21 protein-coding genes are annotated in these 24,286 nt (G+C 34.1%); 12 read left to right on the top strand and 9 right to left on the bottom strand.

Annotation, left to right across the window (positions count from 1 at the left end):
• Window positions 1–309: 309 nt before the first annotated feature.
• Together BUB89_RS03915 and BUB89_RS03910 are read right to left on the bottom strand one after the other, a co-directional pair.
• On the bottom strand, window positions 310–918 hold the full coding sequence (locus BUB89_RS03915; RefSeq protein WP_073242165.1) for a superoxide dismutase: 609 nt from the start codon (window positions 916–918) through the stop codon (window positions 310–312).
• Window positions 919–1,114: 196 nt separating this feature from the next.
• Window positions 1,115–1,798, bottom strand: coding sequence for a ComF family protein (locus tag BUB89_RS03910; protein WP_073242162.1), 684 nt, complete (start codon window positions 1,796–1,798; stop codon window positions 1,115–1,117).
• A 98-nt stretch (window positions 1,799–1,896) separates the two neighbouring features.
• On the opposite strand from BUB89_RS03910, the gene BUB89_RS03905 reads away from it, so the two are divergent.
• From BUB89_RS03905 to BUB89_RS03885, 5 genes are all read left to right on the top strand, one after another.
• On the top strand, window positions 1,897–3,438 hold the full coding sequence (locus tag BUB89_RS03905; RefSeq protein WP_073242159.1) for a glycine--tRNA ligase: 1,542 nt from the start codon (window positions 1,897–1,899) through the stop codon (window positions 3,436–3,438).
• A 359-nt stretch (window positions 3,439–3,797) separates the two neighbouring features.
• Window positions 3,798–4,616 carry a LytR/AlgR family response regulator transcription factor gene (locus tag BUB89_RS03900; protein WP_073242157.1) on the top strand — a complete coding sequence of 273 codons (819 nt, stop codon included), beginning with the start codon at window positions 3,798–3,800 and terminating at the stop codon, window positions 4,614–4,616.
• 178 nt (window positions 4,617–4,794) lie between these two features.
• The gene (locus BUB89_RS03895) at window positions 4,795–5,046 is read left to right on the top strand and encodes a hypothetical protein (RefSeq protein WP_143161158.1); all 252 of its coding nucleotides are present in this window, start codon (window positions 4,795–4,797) and stop codon (window positions 5,044–5,046) included.
• Between the two features lie 133 nt (window positions 5,047–5,179).
• Window positions 5,180–7,198 (top strand): tetratricopeptide repeat-containing sensor histidine kinase, encoded by a 2,019-nt coding sequence (locus BUB89_RS03890; protein WP_073242978.1) that lies wholly within the window; start codon window positions 5,180–5,182, stop codon window positions 7,196–7,198.
• 22 nt (window positions 7,199–7,220) lie between these two features.
• Window positions 7,221–7,910 (top strand): response regulator, encoded by a 690-nt coding sequence (locus BUB89_RS03885; protein ID WP_073242153.1) that lies wholly within the window; start codon window positions 7,221–7,223, stop codon window positions 7,908–7,910.
• A gap of 66 nt (window positions 7,911–7,976) precedes the next feature.
• Here BUB89_RS03885 and thiL read toward each other — a convergent pair whose 3' ends face one another.
• Complete coding sequence (gene thiL, locus BUB89_RS03880) at window positions 7,977–9,023, bottom strand: thiamine-phosphate kinase (RefSeq protein WP_073242151.1); 1,047 nt, start codon at window positions 9,021–9,023, stop codon at window positions 7,977–7,979.
• Between the two features lie 152 nt (window positions 9,024–9,175).
• Here thiL and BUB89_RS03875 point away from each other — a divergent pair, with 152 nt between their 5' ends.
• Window positions 9,176–10,099 (top strand): 1-phosphofructokinase family hexose kinase, encoded by a 924-nt coding sequence (locus tag BUB89_RS03875; protein ID WP_073242149.1) that lies wholly within the window; start codon window positions 9,176–9,178, stop codon window positions 10,097–10,099.
• A gap of 74 nt (window positions 10,100–10,173) precedes the next feature.
• A complete protein-coding gene (locus BUB89_RS03870) occupies window positions 10,174–10,653 on the top strand; it encodes a DinB family protein (RefSeq protein ID WP_073242147.1) in 480 nt (159 codons plus the stop codon).
• Between the two features lie 104 nt (window positions 10,654–10,757).
• On the opposite strand, the gene BUB89_RS03865 is transcribed toward BUB89_RS03870, so the two are convergent.
• The 4 genes from BUB89_RS03865 to lepA form a co-directional block, all read right to left on the bottom strand.
• Window positions 10,758–11,714 carry a helix-turn-helix transcriptional regulator gene (locus BUB89_RS03865; protein ID WP_073242145.1) on the bottom strand — a complete coding sequence of 319 codons (957 nt, stop codon included), beginning with the start codon at window positions 11,712–11,714 and terminating at the stop codon, window positions 10,758–10,760.
• A 73-nt stretch (window positions 11,715–11,787) separates the two neighbouring features.
• A complete protein-coding gene (locus BUB89_RS03860; RefSeq protein WP_073242143.1) occupies window positions 11,788–12,093 on the bottom strand; it encodes a type II toxin-antitoxin system RelE/ParE family toxin in 306 nt (101 codons plus the stop codon).
• Window positions 12,094–12,097: 4 nt separating this feature from the next.
• Window positions 12,098–12,319 (bottom strand): addiction module protein, encoded by a 222-nt coding sequence (locus BUB89_RS03855; RefSeq protein ID WP_073242141.1) that lies wholly within the window; start codon window positions 12,317–12,319, stop codon window positions 12,098–12,100.
• A 110-nt stretch (window positions 12,320–12,429) separates the two neighbouring features.
• Window positions 12,430–14,226 carry a translation elongation factor 4 gene (gene lepA, locus BUB89_RS03850; RefSeq protein WP_073242139.1) on the bottom strand — a complete coding sequence of 599 codons (1,797 nt, stop codon included), beginning with the start codon at window positions 14,224–14,226 and terminating at the stop codon, window positions 12,430–12,432.
• 193 nt (window positions 14,227–14,419) lie between these two features.
• Between lepA and BUB89_RS03845 the strand changes: the two genes are divergently transcribed.
• Genes BUB89_RS03845 through dusB form a run of 3 tightly spaced genes read left to right on the top strand, consistent with a single transcriptional unit; the run spans window position 14,420 to window position 17,479 of the window.
• Window positions 14,420–15,700, top strand: coding sequence for a putative DNA modification/repair radical SAM protein (locus BUB89_RS03845; RefSeq protein ID WP_073242137.1), 1,281 nt, complete (start codon window positions 14,420–14,422; stop codon window positions 15,698–15,700).
• Window positions 15,678–16,445, top strand: a complete 768-nt coding sequence (locus BUB89_RS03840; RefSeq protein WP_073242135.1) for a TIGR03915 family putative DNA repair protein — start codon at window positions 15,678–15,680, stop codon at window positions 16,443–16,445. Before BUB89_RS03845 ends, BUB89_RS03840 begins: the two co-directional genes overlap by 23 nt.
• A gap of 41 nt (window positions 16,446–16,486) precedes the next feature.
• Window positions 16,487–17,479 (top strand): tRNA dihydrouridine synthase DusB, encoded by a 993-nt coding sequence (gene dusB / locus BUB89_RS03835; RefSeq protein ID WP_073242133.1) that lies wholly within the window; start codon window positions 16,487–16,489, stop codon window positions 17,477–17,479.
• Window positions 17,480–17,621: 142 nt separating this feature from the next.
• On the opposite strand, the gene BUB89_RS03830 is transcribed toward dusB, so the two are convergent.
• Together BUB89_RS03830 and rbfA are read right to left on the bottom strand one after the other, a co-directional pair.
• Window positions 17,622–18,824: an ABC transporter permease gene (locus BUB89_RS03830; protein WP_073242131.1), complete on the bottom strand. Its 1,203-nt coding sequence runs from the start codon at window positions 18,822–18,824 to the stop codon at window positions 17,622–17,624.
• Window positions 18,825–18,827: 3 nt separating this feature from the next.
• Window positions 18,828–19,220: a 30S ribosome-binding factor RbfA gene (gene rbfA, locus BUB89_RS03825; RefSeq protein ID WP_073242129.1), complete on the bottom strand. Its 393-nt coding sequence runs from the start codon at window positions 19,218–19,220 to the stop codon at window positions 18,828–18,830.
• 206 nt (window positions 19,221–19,426) lie between these two features.
• Between rbfA and BUB89_RS03820 the strand changes: the two genes are divergently transcribed.
• Window positions 19,427–22,588 (top strand): UvrD-helicase domain-containing protein, encoded by a 3,162-nt coding sequence (locus BUB89_RS03820; protein ID WP_073242127.1) that lies wholly within the window; start codon window positions 19,427–19,429, stop codon window positions 22,586–22,588.
• A gap of 198 nt (window positions 22,589–22,786) precedes the next feature.
• Window positions 22,787–24,223, top strand: coding sequence for an OmpA family protein (locus BUB89_RS03815; RefSeq protein WP_073242125.1), 1,437 nt, complete (start codon window positions 22,787–22,789; stop codon window positions 24,221–24,223).
• Window positions 24,224–24,286: the final 63 nt, after the last annotated feature.

Here is a 24,286-nt window from a genome sequence, read left to right as displayed (position 1 = left end):
TTTTGTACATAACTTATAACTAACATAAATTTGAATCACCATAATATTAGTAGGTTAAGTTTATGGTAGATTTGGGGCAAAAAAGGTGGAAGCAATTCCACCTTTTTTATTGGAATAAAGTGAGAAGAAAATAGAAAATAGAATAAAGAGGAAAGACGAACGAATGGTGTATTTGTTCGTCTTTTTTTTTAAACCATAGGTTGCTCTTTTGGAGAGAGTTGGCGTGAGGATAAAAAAAATAGACGAATGAACATTAAAGTCATTCGTCTATTCTCTGTTTTCTTTATTCTATGTTTTTATAGAAAAAGATTATTTTTCAGAAGCATATCTTCTGGCAACTTCTGTCCAGTTAATTACATTGAAAAAAGCTTCAATATAATCAGGTCTTCTGTTTTGGTAGTTTAAGTAGTAAGCATGTTCCCAAACGTCCATTCCTAAAATTGGAGTTCCACCGCATCCAACACCTGGCATTAAAGGGTTGTCCTGATTAGGGGTACCGCAAACATCAAGTTTTCCGCCGTTCTGAACACATAACCAAGCCCATCCTGAACCAAATTGTGTTGCTCCAGCTTTAGCAAACTTAGCTTTGAATTCTTCAAATGATCCAAAAGCATCTTCAATAGCCGCTAGTAATTCACCAGTTGGTTGTCCGCCTCCATTAGGTCCCATAACAGTCCAGAAAAGGTTGTGGTTGTAAAAACCTCCACCATTGTTACGAACAGCACCATTACTCATATCAAGATTAATTAATATGTTTTCAATAGTTTTACCTTCCATGTCAGTACCGGCAATAGCAGCATTCAGGTTAGTAGTATAAGCATTGTGATGCTTTGAATGGTGAATTTCCATTGTACGTGCATCAATATGTGGTTCTAATGCATCATATGCATAAGGTAATTTTGGTAATTCAAAAGCCATGATATTTTTGTTTAAGATTTATAAAATAATTTATCCAAAATTAAACATTTATGTTTGGAATTGGAAATACTTGTTCGTTAAATAAATTAAATAATAGCTTTTTTTGTTATTTTAATGTGTAAATAATTGTTTTTTTTCTAAAAATTAGCAACTTGTATTTTTTTGACTGCTAAACATTTCTAACTAAAATAAAAAGTTAAGATTGTGCCATTGCCATGCAAATAATACTGATTCTGGCTCCCGGAATTTTTAGTAAAGCTCTTCCGCATGCTTCAAGTGTTGCACCGGTTGTAATGACATCATCAATAATAATAAAATGTTTGTTATGGTCTTGCGGAGAGTAATGAACATCAAAAATGGTTTCGATACCTTCTGTTCTTCCTAATAAATTTTTCTTAGATTGTGTTTTCGAATATGTTTTTCTAAAAAGCACAGCATCATTGTATTTTACATTTAATTTTTCGGAAAGTGACTGACCAAAAGTGCTTACCTGATTGTAACCCCTTTCTTTAAGTTTCTTGCTGTGTAAAGGTACAGGAATGATTTCATCTGCTTTTAGAGCCAGCATCGTTTCTTTTAATTCTTCAGAATACCAATTGCCTAAAATAATCCCAATGTCTTCGTGACCTTTGTATTTTAAATTATGAATCAATTTTTGCACGATACCCTTTTTATGAAAATATAAAAAGGCAGAGGCATATTCGACAGGGATCCGACCGTAAAATTTTTTGTAAGCTTCATTTTCTACTAACAAATGATGATTTGTAAGCGGAATATTGTGCCGGCAAAGAGTGCAAATAACTTTCTCATTTGCCATTAAAATAGTATCGCAACCTGAGCAGCATTTAGGAAAAAACAGATTTAGGATGCTTTGAAACATATAGTAGGCTTTATTATTTCTAAAATTATAAAAATCAAGGCTTCAAACTTTAATTTTTTTCTTTTTTTTAAATTCACTTTTTATATTTTTGCACCACTATGGCAAAACAAGAAGATATATTTAAGAATGTAGTTTCGCATGCAAAAGAGTACGGATTTATTTTTCCGTCAAGCGAAGTTTACGATGGATTAAGTGCAGTGTATGATTATGCACAAAATGGAGTAGAGTTAAAAAAGAACATCCGTGAATATTGGTGGAAAGCAATGGTTCAGATGAATGAAAATATTGTAGGTCTGGATGCCGCAATATTGATGCATCCTACAACCTGGAAAGCTTCAGGACACGTTGATGCTTTTAACGATCCGTTAATTGATAATAAAGATTCGAAAAAAAGATATAGAGCCGATGTTTTGATTGAAGATTATGCCGAAAAGCTAAATCAAAAAGCAATTAAAGAAATCGAAAAGGCACGTGCCCGTTTTGGTGACGCTTTCAACGAACAGGAATTTGTTACTACAAATGCCCGTGTGATGGAATACAAAGCCAAAGAAAGAGAAATTCTGGAAAGAATGGCTCGTTCTCTTGGAAACGAAGACTTGGCTGATGTGAAAGCATTAATTGAAGAATTGGAAATTGCCTGTCCTGAATCAGGATCGAGAAACTGGACAGAAGTAAAACAATTTAACTTAATGTTTGGTACTAAATTAGGTGCTTCGGCTGATTCGGCAATGGATTTGTATTTACGTCCGGAAACGGCTCAGGGTATTTTTGTAAATTTCCTGAACGTACAAAAATCAGGCAGAATGAAAGTTCCTTTCGGGATTGCACAAACCGGAAAAGCATTTAGAAATGAGATTGTTGCAAGACAATTTATTTTCCGTATGCGTGAGTTTGAACAAATGGAAATGCAATTTTTTGTACGTCCGGGAGAAGAAATGAAACACTACGAATTCTGGAAAGAAGCCCGTTTAAAATGGCATTTATCTTTAGGATTAGGAAGAGAAAATTACCGTTTTCATGACCATGAAAAATTAGCACATTATGCGAATGCAGCGGCTGATATCGAATTTAATTTCCCTTTTGGATTCAAAGAATTAGAAGGAATTCACTCCAGAACAGACTTTGATTTAAAAGCACACGAACAATATTCAGGTAGAAAATTACAGTATTTTGATGCGGAACTAAACCAGAATTATGTTCCTTATGTAGTAGAAACTTCAGTTGGTTTAGATAGAATGTTCCTGGCTGTTTTTGCTACTTCTTTAAAAGAAGAAACCTTAGAAGACGGGTCATCAAGAACAGTTTTGAAATTACCATCGGTTCTGGCGCCAACTAAAGCGGCGGTTTTACCATTAGTTAAAAAAGACGGATTACCGGAAATTGCACATCAGATTATTGCCGATTTAAAGTGGGATTTTAATGTAGCTTATGATGAAAAAGATGCTGTAGGTCGTCGTTACAGAAGACAGGATGCGTTAGGAACTCCGTTTTGTATTACTGTAGATCATCAAACTATAGAGGATCAAACAGTGACTATCAGACACAGGGATTCTATGAAGCAAGATCGTGTTAAAATTTCCGATTTAAAATCAATTATTGAGAATGAAGTTTCCATGCGAAACTGGTTGATGAAAATATAGTTTTTAAATCAAAAATAGCAAAAGGCTCTCCAAAACGGGGAGCCTTTTTTTATTTTATACTGCTCTGTGTAAGAAATGATTGTAAAATTTATACAAGTAAAAACAGCGGTTTTTGTCCTTAGTCGGATTTATTTACACTTTATCAATTAGTATTTACATTTCATCGATTTATCAGGGTAACTCATGTAAAAAATAAGTTAAATGTTTATTTTTAGCTAGTTGAAATGTTCCTTTTTTCAGTAAAAAAGAAACGTTTTTATATAGTTCCCAAACTACTATTTTTTACTTGTCTAATAGCTGAAATATTTTCAGCTGCTACTAAAAGTTATGCTATCTAATTTATTTAGAAAGTACCGCTAATGAATTATTCGTATATTATTATCGATGATAACCCGGAAAGTGTCTCGAAGACTAAAGCTATGGCTGATGGTTTTTCTGAACTTAACTTTCTGGCTTCAGCTAATAATTATCAGGACGGTCTGAATCTTATTTTAGAGCACAATCCGGAATTAGTTTTTCTTGAAATAGATCCTGTAGATAATAAAAGTAATTTATCCTTAGCACTCATCAATGAACTGCATCGTTATTTGAATGTTATTCCCAAAATTGTTGTTACAACCTCCAAAAAAGATTTGGCGTATGAAGCAATACAGTATCAGGTTACAGATTATTTACTAAAACCCTTAGCACGTATTGATTTTGTAAAGTTACTATTGAAATTGAACAAATCAGTTGCGGCTCAACAGACTTCTTTAGAACAAAATCCCACAACTGAAAAAGAAGAAAAACAAACAAATGCTTTTCATTACGAAGTTTCGACAGAAAAAGAACCACTCATATTGTGTATTAAATCGTATGGAGATTACAGGTATATTGATGCAAGAGATATTAGTTATTTACAAGCTGATAATAACTCTACTGATATACATTTAAACACAGGAGAAATAGTAACTGCATTTAAAACATTAAAGCATTTTGAAAATGTTTTGTCTTTCCCCTTTGTCCGAATCCATAATAGTTACATTGTAAACAGTAAAGCTATATCCAGAATCCATACCGGAAATTCGGTTTGTTATATTAAAAATTCTTCGGGCAAAATCCCTTTCTCTAAATCCTATAAGTCTAATATTGACTTAATAATTTCTGAAATTTCTAATGGAAATTATCTGGAGATATAAAAAATGACCATCTACCCTAATTTGAGGTTCATTCACTAACAAACAACTACAATCCACCATAAACACCTGAAAACACGATAGAAACACGGGTCGACTATGTAATTTTACTCCATGGAAAAGCGGTAAGCACTCCTGAAAAAGCAAGTAAAAAAGTATAAAAAACATAAAAACCCAAATTATGAAAAAATCTATCGTAACAATCGGATTATTCTCTTTAATGATGATATTAACATCTTTCACTTCTTCAACTGAAAATATTGATGGAGGAAGTAGACAAATTAAAACTGATAATATTTCTAATATTGATGGAGGAAGTAGACAAATCAAAACCGATAACATTGCTAACATAGATGGAGGAAGTAGACAAATCAAAACCGATAACATTGCTAACATAGATGGAGGAAGTAGACAAATCAAGACTGATAACTAATTGTCATAAAAATATATCCATAAAGGCTGCCAATTTTGGCAGCCTTTTTTTATGCTGTTAATTTAAAATTAGTATTTTTGGTAATCATAAAATACCATTGAAAAAAAATACACTTAAATTGATTTTTTCGGTTATGTTATTTGTCTATTTTGGGTGTACTCAAAAACAGACAGATGATAAATCTGTTTTAAACATTTCAAATGTTTCGAAAGATAGTCTTCCACTATATTTTTCATTAGCGAATGATTTTAATCTTTCAAGAGAAAAAAGATTAGAATATATCTACAAAGCGAATGTAATAGTCACCAACAGTGAGAATGATTCCCTAAACAGGGTAAACTTTTTTAAAGTGGCTAATAGATACTACAATATTAATCTTATGAAAGAATATTGTAAAACGGTTAATTTAGTTTTAGAAAATTCAGAGAAAGTAAGTGATACTGTGAGTATGGCTAAGGCTTATACTTATCTAGGGGATTATTATCGAATAAAGTTAGTGTCAGATTCTTCATTTTTGTTTTATTATAAGGCAGAAAAAATGTATGAAAAGCTCAATAATAAATTTGATTTGGCTAAAACATTAATAAATAAGTCTGATTTATTATTTAGGGTTGGAGATTTTATTAGTAGTGAAAAAGAAGTTTTTAAAGCATTGCGTATAATTAAGGATTATAAGAATCAAGAAGCAGTTAATGAGGTAAATTACGATGCTTATAATATATTAGGAATGGTATATAATGGTATGAATGAATACGATAATTCGATTGCCTATCATAATAAAGCATTGAGGACGCTTGATAAGATGCAGATTATTGGAAAAAGTCAAACCATGGCTATTTCTTATCTGAATTTAGGAATGGTTTATTCAAGTTTAAATAATTATGAAATGGCTAAGAATTACTTCGAAAAAGGTATTGAACAGCAAAGAATTGATAATCAGGATTTAAAAATTAAGGCTTCATTATTAGATAATTTTGCATATGCTAAACTGAAATCCAATGATAAGGAGGGATTGCCAAATTTATTTTATGAATCGTTAGAAATAAGAGATAGTTTAAAATCAGCAGCAGGAATATTTATTAGTAAAATGCATTTATCTGAATATTATAGTGTGTATCATGATACTGCACAAGCATTAAAGTTTTCCAAAGAAGCACTTTCTATAGCCAGAAGTACAAATGTGACCCGTGATCTTATGAAGGCTCTAAACCAAATGTCTGTTTTAGATCCTAAAAATGCAACTACCTACACTAAAGAATACATTCGTATCAATGAAGAACTTCAAAAAGAAGAACGAAAAATAGGAGAGAAATTTTCCCGTATAGAATTTGAAACCGATCAGATAAAAGGAGAGAATTTTGATTTAGAAGCTAAAAACAGAAAATTAGTTTATTTTTTCAGTGGTTTGACTATTTTAGGTCTTTTTATATATATCATAAAATCTCAAAAAGCTAAAAACAGAGAGCTATTGTATAAGCAACAGCAACAAAAAGCGAATGAAGATATTTATAATCTGATGATTTCTCAGCAAAATACGATAGAAGCTAACAGGGTTCAGGAAAAAAAGCGGGTTGCTCAGGAATTGCATGATGGTGTTTTAGGGAGAATGTTCGGGGTGAGAATGAACTTAGAAGGTCTAAATCGGTTTAATGATGATTTAGCCGTTACACAACGACATGATTATTTATCGGAATTAAAAAATATTGAACAGGATATTCGTGAAATTTCACATGATTTGAATAGGGAAAAATCAGAATTAATTAATAACTTCGTTGCAATTGTAGATAATCTTTTTGAGGAGCAAAGAAAAACCTTCTCGTGCAAATTAATTACCAATATCGATTCAAACATAAAATGGGACTTAGCAGTCAATGCTGTAAAGATTAATTTGTACCGAATTATTCAGGAATCTTTACAAAATATTAATAAGTATGCTAATGCAACTACTGTAAAAGTGGAGTTAAAAAAGCAAGAGAATAATATTATATTGACAATAAGTGATGATGGTGTAGGTTTCAATGTTAATTTGAAGAAGAAAGGAATTGGTCTGCAAAATATGATTTCCCGTGCTAAAGATTGTAATGGAGATTTTAATGTAAAATCTAAAAAAGGAGAAGGGACAACAATCACAGTGAGCATTCCATTAGAATAAAACAACCAAATACCACATAATAATGACTGCTGAAACAGCTTTGACCAGGCAAAAAAAAAACATTTTAATTGTTGATGATCACCCTTTTATAATTCAGGGGTATAAAAATGCCATTACCAGATACAGCCCGGATAATTATGAATTTATGATTTCTGAGGCTAAAGATTGTGAGTCTGCCTATCATTTGATAACAAATACCGATTCTTTAATTTTTGATATTGCTTTTTTAGATATCAGTATGCCTTCTTATGAAGAAAAAGGCCTTTTTTCCGGAGAGGATTTAGCCAAATTAATTTTGGAAAAAATGCCTGATTGCCGGATTATTTTGCTCACTATGTTCACCGAATTTTTAAAGATAAAAACCATTATAAGTAAGATCAATCCCAATGGATTAGTTATTAAAAATGATTTGACTTTTGATGAACTTTTATTAGCCTTTGATAACGTAATAAAAAACGAAATATATTATAGTAAGTCGGTTAAAGAAATGCTGGAATCACATGAAAATGATATTGAAATAGATTTGTTTGATAAACAAATTTTATTTCATTTATCCAAAGGAACAGCTTTAAAAGACATGCCCCAATATATTCCTATTTCCTTAAATGCCATTGAGGTGAGGAAATCTAATTTAAAAGAATTGCTCAAAGTAAAAAGTGGTGACGATTCTGATTTGGTTATTGAAGCCAAGAAAATGGGATTGATTTTTTAGAATCTTATTATTAAAAAAGAAAAACGCAAATTCAAAATTTATTTGGATTTGCGTTTTCTGTTTTTATTATTCACTTAATGCATTCCAGCCTCTGGCTTTTAATGGAATCTTAGTGTTGGCACGTGTGACCAAATGAATTCCTTCACTTTCTTCGGTCATGTGTCCAATAATGGAGAAATTTGGATTCCCCTTAATTTTATCAAAATCATCAATTGCAATCGTGAATAATAATTCATAATCTTCGCCACCATTGATGGCAACTGTTGTGCTGTCAATATTAAATTCTTCGCAAACATTGATAAATTGCGGATCAAGAGGCAATTTGTCTTCGTATAAATTACAACCTACTTTCGATTGTTTGCACAAATGGATAATCTCTGATGATAATCCGTCTGAAATATCAATCATCGAGGTTGGTTTTATCTCTAAAGCATGTAATAAAGTACGAACATCTTTTCGTGCTTCGGGTTTTAACTGGCGTTCAATTAAATACGTGTATAATTCTAAATCAGGTTGCGAATTTGGATTAACCTGGAAAACTTGTTTCTCTCTTTCCAAAACCTGCAATCCCATATAAGCGGCACCAATATCACCCGTTACTACTAATAAATCAGTAGATTTTGCTCCGTTTCGATATACTATTTCTTCTTCATCAGCTTCTCCTAAAACAGTAATACTGATGATTAATCCTTTTTGAGAAGAAGTCGTGTCGCCACCAATAACATCTACTTTGTACTCATTGGCAGCAAGTGTAATTCCGTGAAATAATTCTTCTAAGGCTTCCAGAGGAAAACGATTTGATACAGCAATAGAAACAGTTATCTGAGTTGCTTTAGCATTCATGGCGCAAATGTCGGATACATTTGAAACAACAGCTTTGTAGCCCAAATGTTTCAACGGCATATAAGCCAGGTCAAAATGAACGCCTTCGACCATAATATCAGTAGAAATAACCACTTTTTTGTCTTTGAAATCCAAAACAGCTGCGTCGTCGCCAATTCCTTTTAAGGTAGAAGCCTGATTGATTTCAAAATTTTTAGTCAAATGGTCTATCAATCCAAATTCGCCCAATTGAGCAATGCTTGTACGTTGTGGGTTTTTATCTTCAATCATAGTTGTAAATTTCTAAGACACAAAGATACAACCCCGAAGCTTCGGGAACAAAGGTTTTGACTAATTAAAAAAATCCAGTATTTGAGTTGCTTTAAATAGTGAATAATAAGCTATTTTTTTGCATCTTTAAGTTCAATTAAAAGTAGAAAAAAATGAAATCATTAAACATAGTTACCCTGACAGTTAATCCGGCAATTGATAAAAGTACGCATTTAAAAGGTTTAGTTCCGGAACAGAAAATAAGATGTGAAGCGCCCCGATATGATGCGGGAGGTGGCGGAATTAACGTTTCAAAAGCTATTTCAAGATTAGGCGGAACTTCTCTGGCACTCTTTACAGCTGGAGGTTTTACAGGTAAATTACTTGAAGAACTGATTAGTAAAGAAGGAATCGAATCTAAAACTATTGAAGTCGAAGCCTGGACCAGAGAGAACTTTATTGCCGTTGATGATAATACTAATTCGCAATACCGTTTTGGTTTTCCGGGTGGTAAAATTTCGTCTGAAGAATCGCAAAAGATATTGGATTTGGTTTCCAATTTAGATACTCAGTTTTTAGTCTTAAGCGGAAGTCTAAACGAAGGATTGTCAGATGATTTCTACCCGGAAATTGCTAAGATTACCAAGGCTAAATTAATTGTTGATACTTCGGGCGAAGCCTTGAAAAAAGTTTTAAAAACCGGGGTTTACTTAATTAAGCCAAATGTGGGCGAATTAGCCCGACTAATAGGACGGGAACGATTAGAATTAAATGAAATTGATGATGCCGCAAAACAAATCATTGCTGATGGCGGAGCCGAAATTGTAGTGGTTTCACTAGGTCCGCAAGGAGCGGCTTTGGTTACAAAAGACAGTTACGAGCATGTTCCTGCACCTAATGTGGCCAAGAAAAGTACGGTAGGAGCAGGAGATAGTATGGTAGGTGGTATGGTCTGGGCCTTATCTCAAAATAAAAGTCTAAAAGAAGTGATTCGCTGGGGTGTGGCTTGTGGTTCGGCAGCTACGATGAATGAAGGGACGCAATTGTTTAAACAAGCCGATGCCAAACGATTATTTGAGTGGTTAGAAAAAAAATAAAATTACTACTGACAAACTGTTGTCACCAGCCGTATCTAATTTTGAAGAAGTAAAAAAATTAAAACTTTAAAATTATGAAAACATTAGCTGCACAAGTAATTACTCCTGAAGATTTATTGCAACACTGGCAAGGACACCGCGCTTTAACACGTCGTGTGATTGAATTATTTCCGGAGAAAGATTTCTTCGAATTTTCAATTGGCGGAATGCGCCCTTTTTCAAAATTGGCAGATGAGCTTCTGGCTATTGGCGCGCCTGCTATGAAAGGAATTGTAAATCGGGATGTTCAACCCTACACGGAAGGAACCGAAAAATTAATTTTCAAAGCACAATATCTGGAAAAATGGGATGAAGCGACTGCCGAAATTAATAAATATTGGGAGCAATTATCAATTGAAGATTTCAATGAAACCTTTAATTTGTTTGGCCAATATGAATTTCCAATCATTCAGAACATTCTGTATTTTATAGATAATGAAGTGCACCATCGTGGTCAGGGCTATGTTTATCTAAGAGCATTAGGCATCGAACCTCCTTTTTTCTGGGAAAGATAAAAATTGAATTTGCCGTTTAGTATTAATTTCGCCATTGAGAAATTAAGATGGATGTAGTTTCATTCTCTTGATTTCTTAATGGTTTATAAATATAAATAAGGTTTTTATAAAAGGCGTTGTTTGTTTATTTCCAATAATTCCAAAACTTTGGTTTTTAATCTTTCCGGTTCCAGTATTGTGGCATAATCACCAAACATCAAGTACCAGCGAGAGAATCCTTCTAATGAATCACAGGACATGAAAGTCATTTCTATTTTATCGCCTATTTTTTGTTCATCAACAAAACCATAATATTTTCGTTCATGGGTTAGATACTGAGCAATTTTTTTCTCTACCAAAATGCGAATTTTTATAGTTGAAATATTTTTGCTTTTATCCAAATAAGATTCTAAAGCATTGTGTTCTGTCGAAAACGGAATTTCTGTTTTCTTTATTCCGTGAACCCGATCAGCCCGAAACTGACGATAATCCTTTCGCAAATGACAATAACCAAGCATGTACCAATTGTTGTTCTCATGAAAAATCCCCACAGGCTCAATATGGCGCACCGTAATTCCGTCTGATTGAATGGCTTCATAAGAAAGGATAACTTGCTTTTTTTCAGCGATACTTTCAAAAAGAACTGCTAAAGTATCGGGTGATTTCTCGTTAAAAAGTTTCTCCGACGACTGTATTAAGACATTCGATTCAATGCTGGAAACCCAGTCTTTATCATCGCTTCTCAGTACTGCTTTAAGTTTGTACATTGCCGAAGCATAGTGATTTCCCAGGGTTTCATCAGTGAATTTCTGCATTAATTTTTCGGCAGCAATAAAACTGCTGGCTTCTTCCCGCGTAAACATAACAGGCGGCAGCCGATAGCCGTCCATCAAAGCATAACCCACACCAGCTTCACTGTAAATAGGAACTCCCGAAGCTTCCAGCGTGCGGATGTCACGATAAATAGTGCGTAAACTTACCTCAAACCGATTCGCCAATTCCTGTGCTTTTACAATTTTTTTGGATTGTAATTGAATAAGAATGGCAACAATACGGTCAAATCGTTTTGGGGTTTCGTCCATTTTTTTGAAGTTTCTGAGTTACTAAGATTTTGAGAGGCTAAGATACATTTCAAAAATAGAAAACAGAATAACTTTACTTATTGTTTCTTTTCCAAATTTCTGGATTTCTTGAAGTATGAAAGACAGCAAAAATCGTTACTGTTTTATTTTCTTCGTTAATTTCATAATGAATGAGAAAAGGAAATTTTTCAATCTTTCGACAACGAATAGTATTGTATTTTATAGAAAAGAGATAGGGATCTTTTTTTAAAGTATTTATTTGTTTCTTGGTTTGTGTTTTATAGCGTAAACCTAAACCTTTCAATTGAAATTCATACCATTCAGAAGTTTCTTGAATGTCTTTGAATGCATCTTCATCTATTTTTAAATGATAACTCAATTATTTAAATGGTTTTAGATACTTCATCCCAATCCAAAAGACGCTCTGGATTAGTCTTAGCTTTTGCCATTCGCTCCAAAACAATTTGTTGATGCTCAACAGGAATTTCAATATCTTCATTCCAGATAGCATCATTAACTTTCAATCGGTCTTTAGGTGAAAGTTGCTTAACGGCTTCAATCAATTGATTGACACTTAAATCAATATTTAATTTGATGGTTTCCATAATAACAAAGTTAGTGAAAACAAATTGTAGCAAACAAAAAAACCTGACAATTTTCATCATCAGGTTTCCTCTATATTCTTTGCTCTTTCTTCTATTTTCTAAAAAAAAGATTAGTCATTCAATTTCAAAACAGCCATAAACGCTTCTTGTGGAATTTCTACATTTCCTACTTGGCGCATACGTTTTTTACCTTTTTTCTGTTTTTCTAATAATTTACGTTTACGGGAAATATCTCCTCCGTAACATTTGGCGGTAACGTCTTTACGTAAGGCTTTTATCGTTTCACGAGCGATGATTTTTGCTCCAATTGCTGCTTGAATTGGAATATCAAATTGTTGTCTCGGAATCAATTCACGCAATTTTTCGGTCATTTTTTTACCAATATGATAGGCATTGTCCTCGTGAATCAAAGCAGAAAGCGCATCTACATTTTGTCCGTTTAATAAAACGTCCAGTTTTACTAATTTTGATGTACGCATTCCTATTGGTGTATAATCAAAAGAGGCATAACCTTTAGAAACCGTTTTCAAACGATCGTAGAAATCAAATACAATTTCGGCCAATGGCATATCAAAATTCAATTCTACTCTTTCCGTTGTCAAATAGGTTTGGTTAGTAATCAAACCACGTTTTTCGATACATAAACTCATTACGTTACCTACGAAATCAGATTTGGTAATGATAGTAGCTTTAATATATGGTTCTTCAACTCTGTCCAGTTTGGATGGTTCCGGCAAGTCAGAAGGATTGTTTACAATTAAAATGGTGTCCGGTTCTTTTTTGGTAAACGCATGATAAGAAACGTTAGGAACCGTAGTAATTACGGTCATGTCAAACTCACGCTCTAAACGCTCCTGAATAATTTCCATGTGCAACATTCCTAAGAATCCGCATCGGAAACCAAAACCTAAAGCTGCCGAACTTTCAGGAGTAAATACAAGTGAAGCATCGTTCAGTTGTAATTTTTCCATAGACGAACGCAAATCTTCATAATCTTCGGTATCAACGGGATAAATTCCGGCAAATACCATCGGTTTTACGTCCTCAAAACCGGTAATCATATTGGTTGTTGGTGTTTTGGCATCAGTAATCGTGTCACCCACTTTTACTTCTTTGGCTTCTTTAATTCCCGAAATCAGGTAACCAACATCCCCAGTTGAAATCACATTTTTAGGAACCTGATTTAATTTCAATGTTCCTACTTCATCAGCAAAATATTCATTATTGGTAGCCATGAATTTAATCTTTTGCCCTTTTTTGATTTCACCATTCACCACACGGAAAATAACTTCAATTCCACGGAATGGATTGTAATGAGAATCAAAAATCAAAGCTTGTAGTGGTTCTTCTTTATTCCCTTTTGGAGCTGGGATTTTTTCGATAATAGCTGATAAAATATTTTCAACACCAAAACCTGTTTTTCCGGAAGCATGAATAATATCTTCCAGTTTACAACCTAATAAATCAATAATATCATCGCTTACCTCTTCCGGATTAGCTGATGGTAAATCTACTTTGTTTAACACCGGAATAATTTCCAGATCGTTTTCTAAAGCTAAATATAAGTTCGAAATCGTTTGTGCCTGGATACTTTGTGCGGCATCTACAATTAAAAGTGCCCCTTCACAAGCGGCAATAGAACGGGAAACTTCATAAGAGAAATCTACGTGTCCGGGAGTGTCAATCAGGTTCAGAATGTATTCTTCGCCTTTGTATTTGTATTCCATTTGAATCGCGTGGCTCTTAATGGTGATCCCGCGTTCACGTTCCAGATCCATGTTGTCCAGCAACTGCGCTTTTTCTTCACGGGCTGTAACGGTTTGAGTTGCTCCTAATAATCGGTCAGCCAAAGTACTTTTTCCGTGGTCAATATGAGCAATAATGCAAAAATTTCTTATGTGTTTCATCTTCGTAAATCCATCAATTTATAGCCAATATACATCAGCATTTCAATATGCAAATATAGTTCAAAGTTTTTAACATTTTTAATTAATATTTTAAGCTCTAAATAGCAAAGATTAAACAAATCATAAATGTTTGAAAGTGTAAAAAAAGATGTGTTTTTATCGCTAAATTTGTTACCCCTAAAATCTAAAATAAGTGAATTACGATAGACTAAAAGACAAACTGGAAATCCTTGCAGATGCAGCTAAATATGATGTGTCCTGCTCTTCCAGTGGAGGAAATCGTAAAAATAGTAACAAGGGTCTGGGTGATTCCTCGGCCTCGGGAATTTGCCATACTTATACGGAGGATGGCCGATGTGTTTCGTTGTTGAAAATTTTGCTGACTAATTTCTGTATTTATGATTGTGCTTATTGCGTTACAAGAAAAAGTAACGACATTGAGCGGGCTGCTTTTACCGTTGAAGAAGTGGTCGATTTAACCATCAATTTTTACAGAAGAAATTATATTGAGGGTTTGTTTTTAAGTTCCGGAATTTTTAAAAATGCCGATTACACCATGGAACGTTTGGTGCGTGTTGCCAAAAAACTACGTTTGGAACATAACTTTAACGGATACATTCACCTGAAAAGTATTCCCGGAGCATCTGATGATTTAATGCGCGAAGCCGGATTATATGCTGACAGACTAAGTATGAATTTAGAAATCCCCACAGAATCTGGTTTGAAATTACTGGCACCGGATAAAAATCATCAGGACATGATTAACCCAATGCGTTTTGTAAAAAATGAGCTGATTCAGTATAAAGAAGAAAAGAAAAAATTTAAAAGCACACCAAAATTTGCTCCGGCAGGACAAAGCACTCAGGTGATTGTGGGAGCCACACAGGAAAATGATTTTCAAATTATTCATGTTGCCAATCATTTCTATACTAATTTCAATATGAAACGGGTGTATTATTCCGGTTATGTTCCCATTTCTAATGATACCCGATTGCCGGCAATAGGCACTCAGGTTCCGTTAATTCGTGAAAACAGATTGTATCAGGCCGATTGGCTGATGCGGTTTTATTGCTTTAAAGCCAATGAAATTCTGGAAAAAGACAATCCGTTTCTGGATTTAGATGTCGACCCTAAAATGGGTTGGGCTTTACGAAACATCACTCAGTTTCCGGTAATTATTCAAAATGCACCTTTGGAAATGATTCTTCGGGTTCCGGGAATCGGAGTAAAATCGGCACACAAAATTGTTCATGCCAGACGATTTCAAAATCTGACGATGGAACATCTAAAGAAGATTGGAGTTGCTGTAAACCGAGCCCGATATTTTATTTCGGTGAGTAATGAAAATACGCATTTAAAATTCCTGAATGCGTTGAATTTAAAGGAAATTATTCTGACGGATATGAAATCTAAATTCGAAAAACCGTTTGATAACCAATTATCGCTACTCAATGACGCTACTTTCTTACGATAGTACTTTTGAAGGTTTTTTGACAGCGGTTTTTGAAATCTATGAATTCAAATATCCAAATCCGAAAATTATCAAAAAAGACGATTTACAGCAAAATCTCTTTGCCGATGCTATTGAAATTATTACAGATAATTCAAAATCAGATCGGGTTATAAAAAAACTCAATACGCAATTAGAAAGTGATGGCGTCAGAAGTTTGATTTATGCATTTTTGTCTGAAAAATCAGGAATCGAAGACATACTTTTTAATGTGATTAATTATTCGGTCGAAAATCCTAAAGTCAATATCCTGAAAGATTTTGCTAATGATAATGTGTTGCAAGTTGTTCAGCTTACTAAAAGTGTTGGTCGTGAAAAACACCGAATGGAAGCATTTGTACGATTCGAACAATTGAAAGACGGAATTTATTTTTCCAAAATTGATCCCGATTTTGATGTTCTGACCTTGATAATCCGGCATTTTAAAAACCGTTATCAGGATCAAAAATGGTTGATTTATGATTTACGCAGAAAATACGGCGTGTATTATGATTTGAAGGATATTGAAATTGTTTCTATGGATTTGGATATAAAATCATTAGAGGATAAAAACAATCAGGTGTTTTCAGAAACGGAACTGAATTATCAGAAACTTTGGTGGGAATATTTTGATCATACCAATATTAAAGAACGAAAAAACACCAAACTTCACGTACAGCATGTTCCAAAACGTTATTGGAAATACCTCACTGAAAAGAAAATGTTTTAGACTTGAGAACATTTCCGTAATTTTGCAGCAAATTTCAGAAGATGATAAAGATAGGCAACATAGAATTACCCGATTTTCCACTTTTACTGGCTCCAATGGAGGATGTGAGTGATCCGCCATTTCGTCGTTTGTGTAAAATGCACGGAGCGGATATGATGTATTCTGAATTTATTTCTTCTGAAGGTTTAATTCGTGACGCGATAAAAAGCCGAATGAAACTGGATATTTTTGATTACGAAAGACCTGTGGGAATTCAGATTTTTGGTGGAGATGAAGAAGCTATGGCACTTTCGTCAAAAATTGTGACTACGGTAAATCCGGATTTAATTGATATCAACTTTGGTTGTCCGGTTAAAAAAGTGGTTTGCAAAGGTGCAGGAGCCGGAGTTTTGAAAGATGTCGATTTGATGGTGCGTTTGACTAAAGCGGTTATTGATAGTACTAATCTTCCGGTGACGGTAAAAACCCGTTTGGGTTGGGACGACAGTTCTATTAATATTGATGAAGTGGCGGAGCGTTTACAGGATATTGGCGTGCAGGCTTTAAGTATTCATGCAAGAACCCGTGCCCAAATGTACAAAGGACATTCGGATTGGTCACACATCGCTCGAGTGAAAAATAATCCAAGAATCACCATGCCAATTTTTGGAAACGGAGATATTGACTCGCCTGAAAAAGCATTGCAGTATAAAAATGAATACGGTATTGACGGAATTATGATTGGTCGTGCTGCCATTGGCTATCCCTGGATTTTTAACGAAATAAAACATTACTTTAAAACGGGAGAGCATTTAGCAAAACCAACTGTGGCTGATAGGGTAGAAGCAGTACGCAATCACCTGACCTGGGCTATGGACTGGAAAGGAGAACGATTAGGAATTGTAGAAACCAGACCGCATTATACTAATTATTTTAAAGGAATTCATTCGTTTAAACCTTATAAACAAAAACTGGTTACTCTGGATCATCCCGAAGAATTATTTGCAGTTTTGAATGAGATTCAAGATGCATATTCGGGTTATGAGGTGGTTTAAAAAAATATTTCATCATATTTAACGGATTAAAATCCGTTGCTACAGTATGTGTCGTTCCTACAGAACTCTTACATTAGAGATAAGAGCCATGGGCTCGGGTTATTTTGTAAGGCTGGACTTTAGTCCAGTTTCCTGAAAAAAATCATTCTAACAACTTCTTACTCACTCGGCTACTGGCAATAAGGGAAGCAATAAAGCCAAGAGAAACAATTGTTGCCATAACAATTAGCACATTTTCTAACGAAAAAACAACAGGATAAGCTAGGGTTGGAGTAATCATTATCAGTTGAAAATGCTGTTGTATTAATACAATTATAATCCCTAAAGCGAGTCCGATAAGTCCGCCAAAGAGGCTTAATAAAGTGCCTTGTAACAAAAATATTTTACGCAGATTTTTAATTTCGACACCCAGATTGAATAAAGTTTTTAGATTCCCTTTTTTGTCCAGAATCATCATAATAAGTGCACCAATAAGGTTAAAAAGTGCTACCACTATAACCAGCGTAAATATCAAATAAACGGCAATGTTTTCGGTATTCAGCATTTTGTAGAGCGATTCATTGAGTTGAGCTCTGTTTTTTATTGTCACTTTTCCTTTAAAAATACTATTGAGTTTTTGGATAATAGCATTTTCATCGGCATTGGGTTTTTCCTTAAGTTCAATTCCCGAAATCTGATTGCTTTTGTATTCTAATAATTCCTGAGCTAAAGTTAAGTCGGCAAAAACATATTTAGAATCCAGATCTTCGTTGATGGCATAAATACCTATAGGGAAAATTTCCTGTTTGTTAAAAGCCTGTTCGGCATTTTCAATAGTTCCTTTTCCTGCTTTAGGAACCAAAACTTCTAAATGTTTATTGAAATCCATTAAGCCCAGCGATAATTTTTGAACTAAACCATAGCCCACAACTACTTCCTGGTAAGCATCGTCTTCAAGCCATTGTCCGCTATAAATTATCTTTTTGACATCATTTACTTTTTTGTAATTGGAATCAATTCCTTTTAAATAAGTTACTTCCTGTTTGTTGTCAAAAGTAAATAAAACACGTTCTTCAATAATTTTCGAATAAGAAACTACGCCATCAATTTTCCTGATTTCAGCTTCTTGTCCCGGAGTGATTAAAAATGATTTGCCTAATGTGCTGGTAATTTTTAAATCAGGATCAATATCATTACTAAACGAAAGGCTAAAAACTTTTAGTCCGCTAAAGACCGATAAAACCACAAACAAAGCCATCGCGCCAACAATGATTCCCATGCTCGCGATGCGATTAATAATGTTAATGGCATTGTTTTTACTATTGCTACGAATGTAACGTTTGGCTATGTATAGAGGAAAATTCAAACTTTATTGAAATTTACGTTTCTCTAATAAATCCCTGTTTTCAATTGGATTTTCTTGATTTTTTAAAGCATTATCAATTTTTTCAATATAATCTAATGAGTCATCGATAAAGAAAACTAAATTAGGAACTCTTCGCAATTGTTTGCTCACTCTTTGTGCTAAATCATGCTTAATTAACTGCGTATTCGATTTAATTCCGTTCAATGTTTCCTGTGCTTTTTCCTGAGGGAAAACGCTCAAATATACTGTAGCCACAGATAAATCAGAAGTCACCGATACTTTGGATACCGAAATAACCAAATTACTGACTCCGTTTTTTCTCACTTCACCTTGCAGAATATCCACCAAATCTTTTTGGATAACTCCGCCTATTTTTTTCTGTCTGTTTGTTTCCATAGTGCAAAAATACTACTTTTAAAGATTAAATAAGCAATTTTATAATTTCCGATTTTTTGGAGCTATTTCCCGCTATTCGTTTCAATCTTTTCTTGTCTCAAAAAAGAGACAAGAAAAGGATTTCCACTGCTATCGGGGCTAGGATATATTCAAAGCTAGCAATTTAGTTCTAAATTCAAAAATCGTTAATCAGCAATTAAATCCAAATGCAAAGACACTCTTTTTCAATCTACGACGCATCTGCAGGTTCCGGTAAAACCTATACATTGGTCAAAGAATATTTAAAAATCATTCTTACTTCGCCAAAAAATGATGCCTATCGTAATATTTTGGCAATCACTTTTACCAACAAAGCGGTACACGAAATGAAAAGCCGAATTGTAGGCAGTCTGTCAGAATTTGCTAAAGACGAACCTTCAAAAAAAGCGCAGGATTTAATGCTGGAGTTGGTAAAAGATACTGCCGATTGGGAAGTGAAATTATCCATTAATTTTATCAAAATAAAATCGCAGCAAATCATCAAGCATATTATTCATAATTATGCCGCTTTTGATATTTCAACCATCGATAAATTCACTCATAAAGTCATTCGCGCTTTTGCTCATGATTTGAATTTGCCAATGACTTTTGAAGTGACTTTGGATACCGAAAATTTGTTAACAGAAGCGATTGATGCCATTATTGCCCAGGCTGGAGAAGACGAAACCCTGACTAAGTTGCTCATCGATTTTACAATGGAAAAAACTGATGACGATAAATCCTGGGATATTTCCAGAGAAATAATGGAAACCGGAAAATTAGTTTTAAATGAAAACAATCGGAATGAAATTGTGCAGTTTCATGATAAATCCATAGCTGAGTTTGTCGAAATAAAAAAGAAATTAATTGCTGTCTGTAACGATTTAGAAAAAGAAAATTCCGGTTTTGCCCAAGCTGCTTTGTTATTAATTGAAAACAACGGAATTGATTTGAAATCTTTTTCCAGAGGCACTTTTCCCAATCATTTGGCAAGCATTCGAGACGGAAAATTCAATCCTAAGAATAAAACCTTTCATGAATTCGACGATATTGCTATCAACAAAACAGCGAGTGATCGGGCATTAATTGAGAATTTAATTCCTGAATTATTGCAAATTCTGGGTACGATTTATAAAAATTTCGAAAAAAGAGATTTTTACAAAGCATTCCTGAAGAACATCACACCGCTTTCGTTATTAAACACGGTGAGTAATGAGTTGGCTAAAATTCAGGAAGAGCAAAATGTACTTTCCATTTCGGAGTTTAATGCCATCATTCATCGCGAGATTCAAAATCAGCCGGCTCCTTTTATATATGAACGATTAGGGGAGCGGTACCGACATTTTTTTATTGATGAATTTCAGGATACTTCTGAGATGCAATGGCAAAACCTGATTCCACTTATTGACAACGCCCTTTCGGGTCAGGACGATTATGGCAACAAAGGAACGCTGATGATTGTGGGCGATCCAAAACAATCCATTTATCGCTGGCGTGGCGGAAAAGCGGAGCAGTTTATTGAATTGAGTAAAGACACTAATCCGTTTAATAATCCGGATAAAAACATTGAACATTTAGATACAAATTACCGCTCGTATTCCGAAGTAATCGAATTCAATAATGAATTTTTTAAATTGATTTCAGCTGAATTTGAGCACGAAGACTATAAGGATTTATACGAAAATCACAGCCATCAACATGCAAATGACAAAAAGGGTGGCTATGTAAATATTTCTTTTATTCCAAAAATAGAAGCTGTAGAAGGAGACGAAGAAGCATTAGATAAAACAGAATTGTATGTTTTAGCTACTTTAAATACCATCCGGAAAGTTTTAGAGCAAGGTTTTGAATACAAGGATATTGTAATTCTGACCCGTAAAAGAGATCAGGGAATTGCGATAGCTAATTATTTGACAGAGCAGGGAATTCCGCTATTATCTTCGGAAACGCTTATGATTCAAAATGCAACCGAAGTCCGATTGATAATTAATCTTTTGAAATATCTAAAAAACAACGCCGATTTAGAGTCAAAAGCTTTTTTTCTTCATTATATCTCTAAAAATATTCAGGATCAATTAGACGTTCATGATTTTATTGCCGAAGGAATGGAACAAAAACAAGAAGCTGATTTTGAAAAATGGCTGATGGGTTTTGATATTTCGCTTTCGTTTCAAAACATTCGAAAAAAATCATTGTATGAAGCAGTAGAGATTATTGTGTCTAAATTCCTCTCCCCAGCCCTCTCCACTGCTTACATTCAATATTTCTTAGATATTGTATTAGAACGTGATGTACGCAATCAGGCTGGGATAGCTGATTTTCTTGAATTTTGGGACAAAAATGGAGCTAAATACAGTATTCCGTCTCCTGAAGGAAATAATGCGGTGCGAATTATGACTATTCATAAGTCAAAAGGTCTGGAGTTTCCGGTGGTAATTATGCCTTTTGCAGAAGAAGATTATGGTAAAAAACCAAAAGATAAGTTGTGGCTGGATGCCGAAGGCTTGGATATGCCAAAGGCTTTGATTGATAATAGCACCGCTGTAGAAGGTTTTGGAGAAGAAGCTAAATCAGTATACGGTCAAAAAAAACAGGAGGAATTATTAGACAATATTAATGTGTTATATGTGGCTTTAACCCGTGCAGAAGAACAATTGTTTGTGATTTCGAATAGAAATCTGACAAGTAAAGGCGAAGTTAAAAAGAATGATATGTCTGCTTTTTTTATTCAGTATTTAGAGAACAAAGGGCTTTTTCAGGAAGAAATTTCGGAATATGAGTTTGGAGATAAAAAGAAAATTTCTTCTGAATCTAAACATGTGGATACCTCGAAAGCAATTATAAATGTTAGTCCTACATTAAATCCTAAAAATATTAAAATTGCTCAGAGAGAAGCGCTCATGTGGGGGACGCATCAGCAGGAATCAATAGAATACGGGAATGTGATACATGAAATTTTATCATTTGTAAAAACAAAAACCGATGTTGATTTAGCCATAGATAAGGCAATTGAAAATGGCTTGATTAATCTTTCACAAAAAGAAGTAGTCTGCACTACAATCAACAATATTATTCATCAGGAAACATTAGCATTGTTCTTTGCAGATGGAAATGAAGTTTTAAATGAGCAAACAATCATTCAGAAAGAAGGAAAAACAATAAAGCCTGACCGAATGGTGATTACTGCGGATAAAGAAGTTTTGTTACTTGATTATAAAACAGGAGTTCATCATGTAAAATATCAGAAACAATTAGAAGATTATCAATTTGCCATTGAACGGATGGGACTAAAAGTCAAAAAGAAAGCTTTAGTCTATATCAGTGAAAAAATAGAGGTAGTTTATTTTTAATGTAAGCATAGTGTTACTTTGTCTTTTTTTGAAATTTATTGATTTGTAAATTTTTCTCTTATTTTACCGTAATATCCATGCGTTTGAGGCACTTAAAAGCGGGAATACTTGTTTTTTTTTAACATTCTATTTTGTAGTTAAAGAATTACGCGTTACTTTTGTTAGTAATTAACTAAATTGTAATTAAAAATTTTAAGTATGAAACATCTTAGCAAACTTTTTGTTGCTGTTATAATGCTGATGGGAATAAGCTCTCAGGCGCAAGACAGTAACAACCCTTGGGCAATTGAATTTGGGGTAAATGCCGTTGATACAAGAACAAGTGCAGGACCGGAGCATGTGGGTTGGTTCCAACAACATTTTTCACAACCTTTTGACGTGAAAAACAATTGGAATATCCTTCCTTCTGTATCTTATTTAAGTGTATCGCGTTACCTTGGAAGCGGTTTTTCTTTAGGACTTCAAGGTTCGGTTAACAAAATTGATAAATTTGTTGTTTTTGATCCAATGAATCCAGGTAGTGATTCAAGAGGGATGGTTGTTACTAATCCTGGTGATTTAATGTATTATGGAATTGATGGAAAAGTGAAATACAGTTTCATGGAATTAATCAATTCTAAAGTAGTTGATCCAAGCTTACACGTAGGTGGGGGTTATACTTTCTTAGGAGACAGTAGTTTTGGTACTGTAAATGCAGGTGCAGGTTTAACTTTTTGGTTTACTGAAAATGTTGGTTTAGCACTTGGTACTTCATACAAAAAATCTTTTGGAGATAGAACAGATAATGGAGGGAATATTGACGCTCCATCTCACTTTCAACACACAGCTGGTATTGTTTTCAAATTTGGTGGAAAAGATACAGATGGTGATGGAGTATACGATAAAGATGATGCTTGTCCAGAAGTTGCTGGTTTAAAACAATTCAATGGTTGTCCTGATACTGATGGAGACGGAATCATTGACTCAGAAGATGCTTGTCCTGAAGTTGCTGGTATAGCTTCTTTAAAAGGATGTCCGGATGCTGACGGTGACGGTGTTACTGATGCTGAAGATGCTTGTCCTAATGAAGCTGGTTTAGCTTCTTTAAAAGGTTGCCCAGATTCTGATAAAGATGGTGTAGCTGATAAAGATGACAAATGTCCTACTGTTGCAGGTCCAAAAGAAAACGCAGGTTGTCCTTGGCCAGATACTGATAAAGATGGTGTAGCTGATAAAGATGATAAATGTCCTGAAGTTGCTGGTCCTGCTAGTAACAATGGTTGTCCTGAAGTAACTCCGGAAGCTATGGATGAATTAAAATCTCAAGCTAGATTTATCTATTTTAACTCAGGAAAATCTACATTCAAAAATGGTGATGTGCCTAAGAGATTAGATGCTATGGCTGCATTGCTTAAAAACTACGCTAACTCTGAATTCTTAATCGAAGGACATACAGATAGCGATGGTTCTGATGCATTCAATCAAAAATTATCTGAAGCAAGAGCTGCTGTAGTTAAAGATGCATTGTTAGACAGAGGAATTTCTTCTAGCAGATTAAAATCAGTTGGTTATGGTGAAACTATGCCAATTGCTACTAATAAAACTGCTGCTGGTAAAGCTTTAAACAGAAGAACTGAAGTGAAATTAATCAAATAATTTCTTTCTAAATAATTATAGGAAACGCCTCGATTTATCGGGGCGTTTTTTTATTTTTATAAA

Source organism: Flavobacterium flevense, assembly GCF_900142775.1.
GTDB lineage: Bacteria > Bacteroidota > Bacteroidia > Flavobacteriales > Flavobacteriaceae > Flavobacterium > Flavobacterium flevense.
This window is presented reverse-complemented; position numbering and strand designations above follow the sequence as displayed.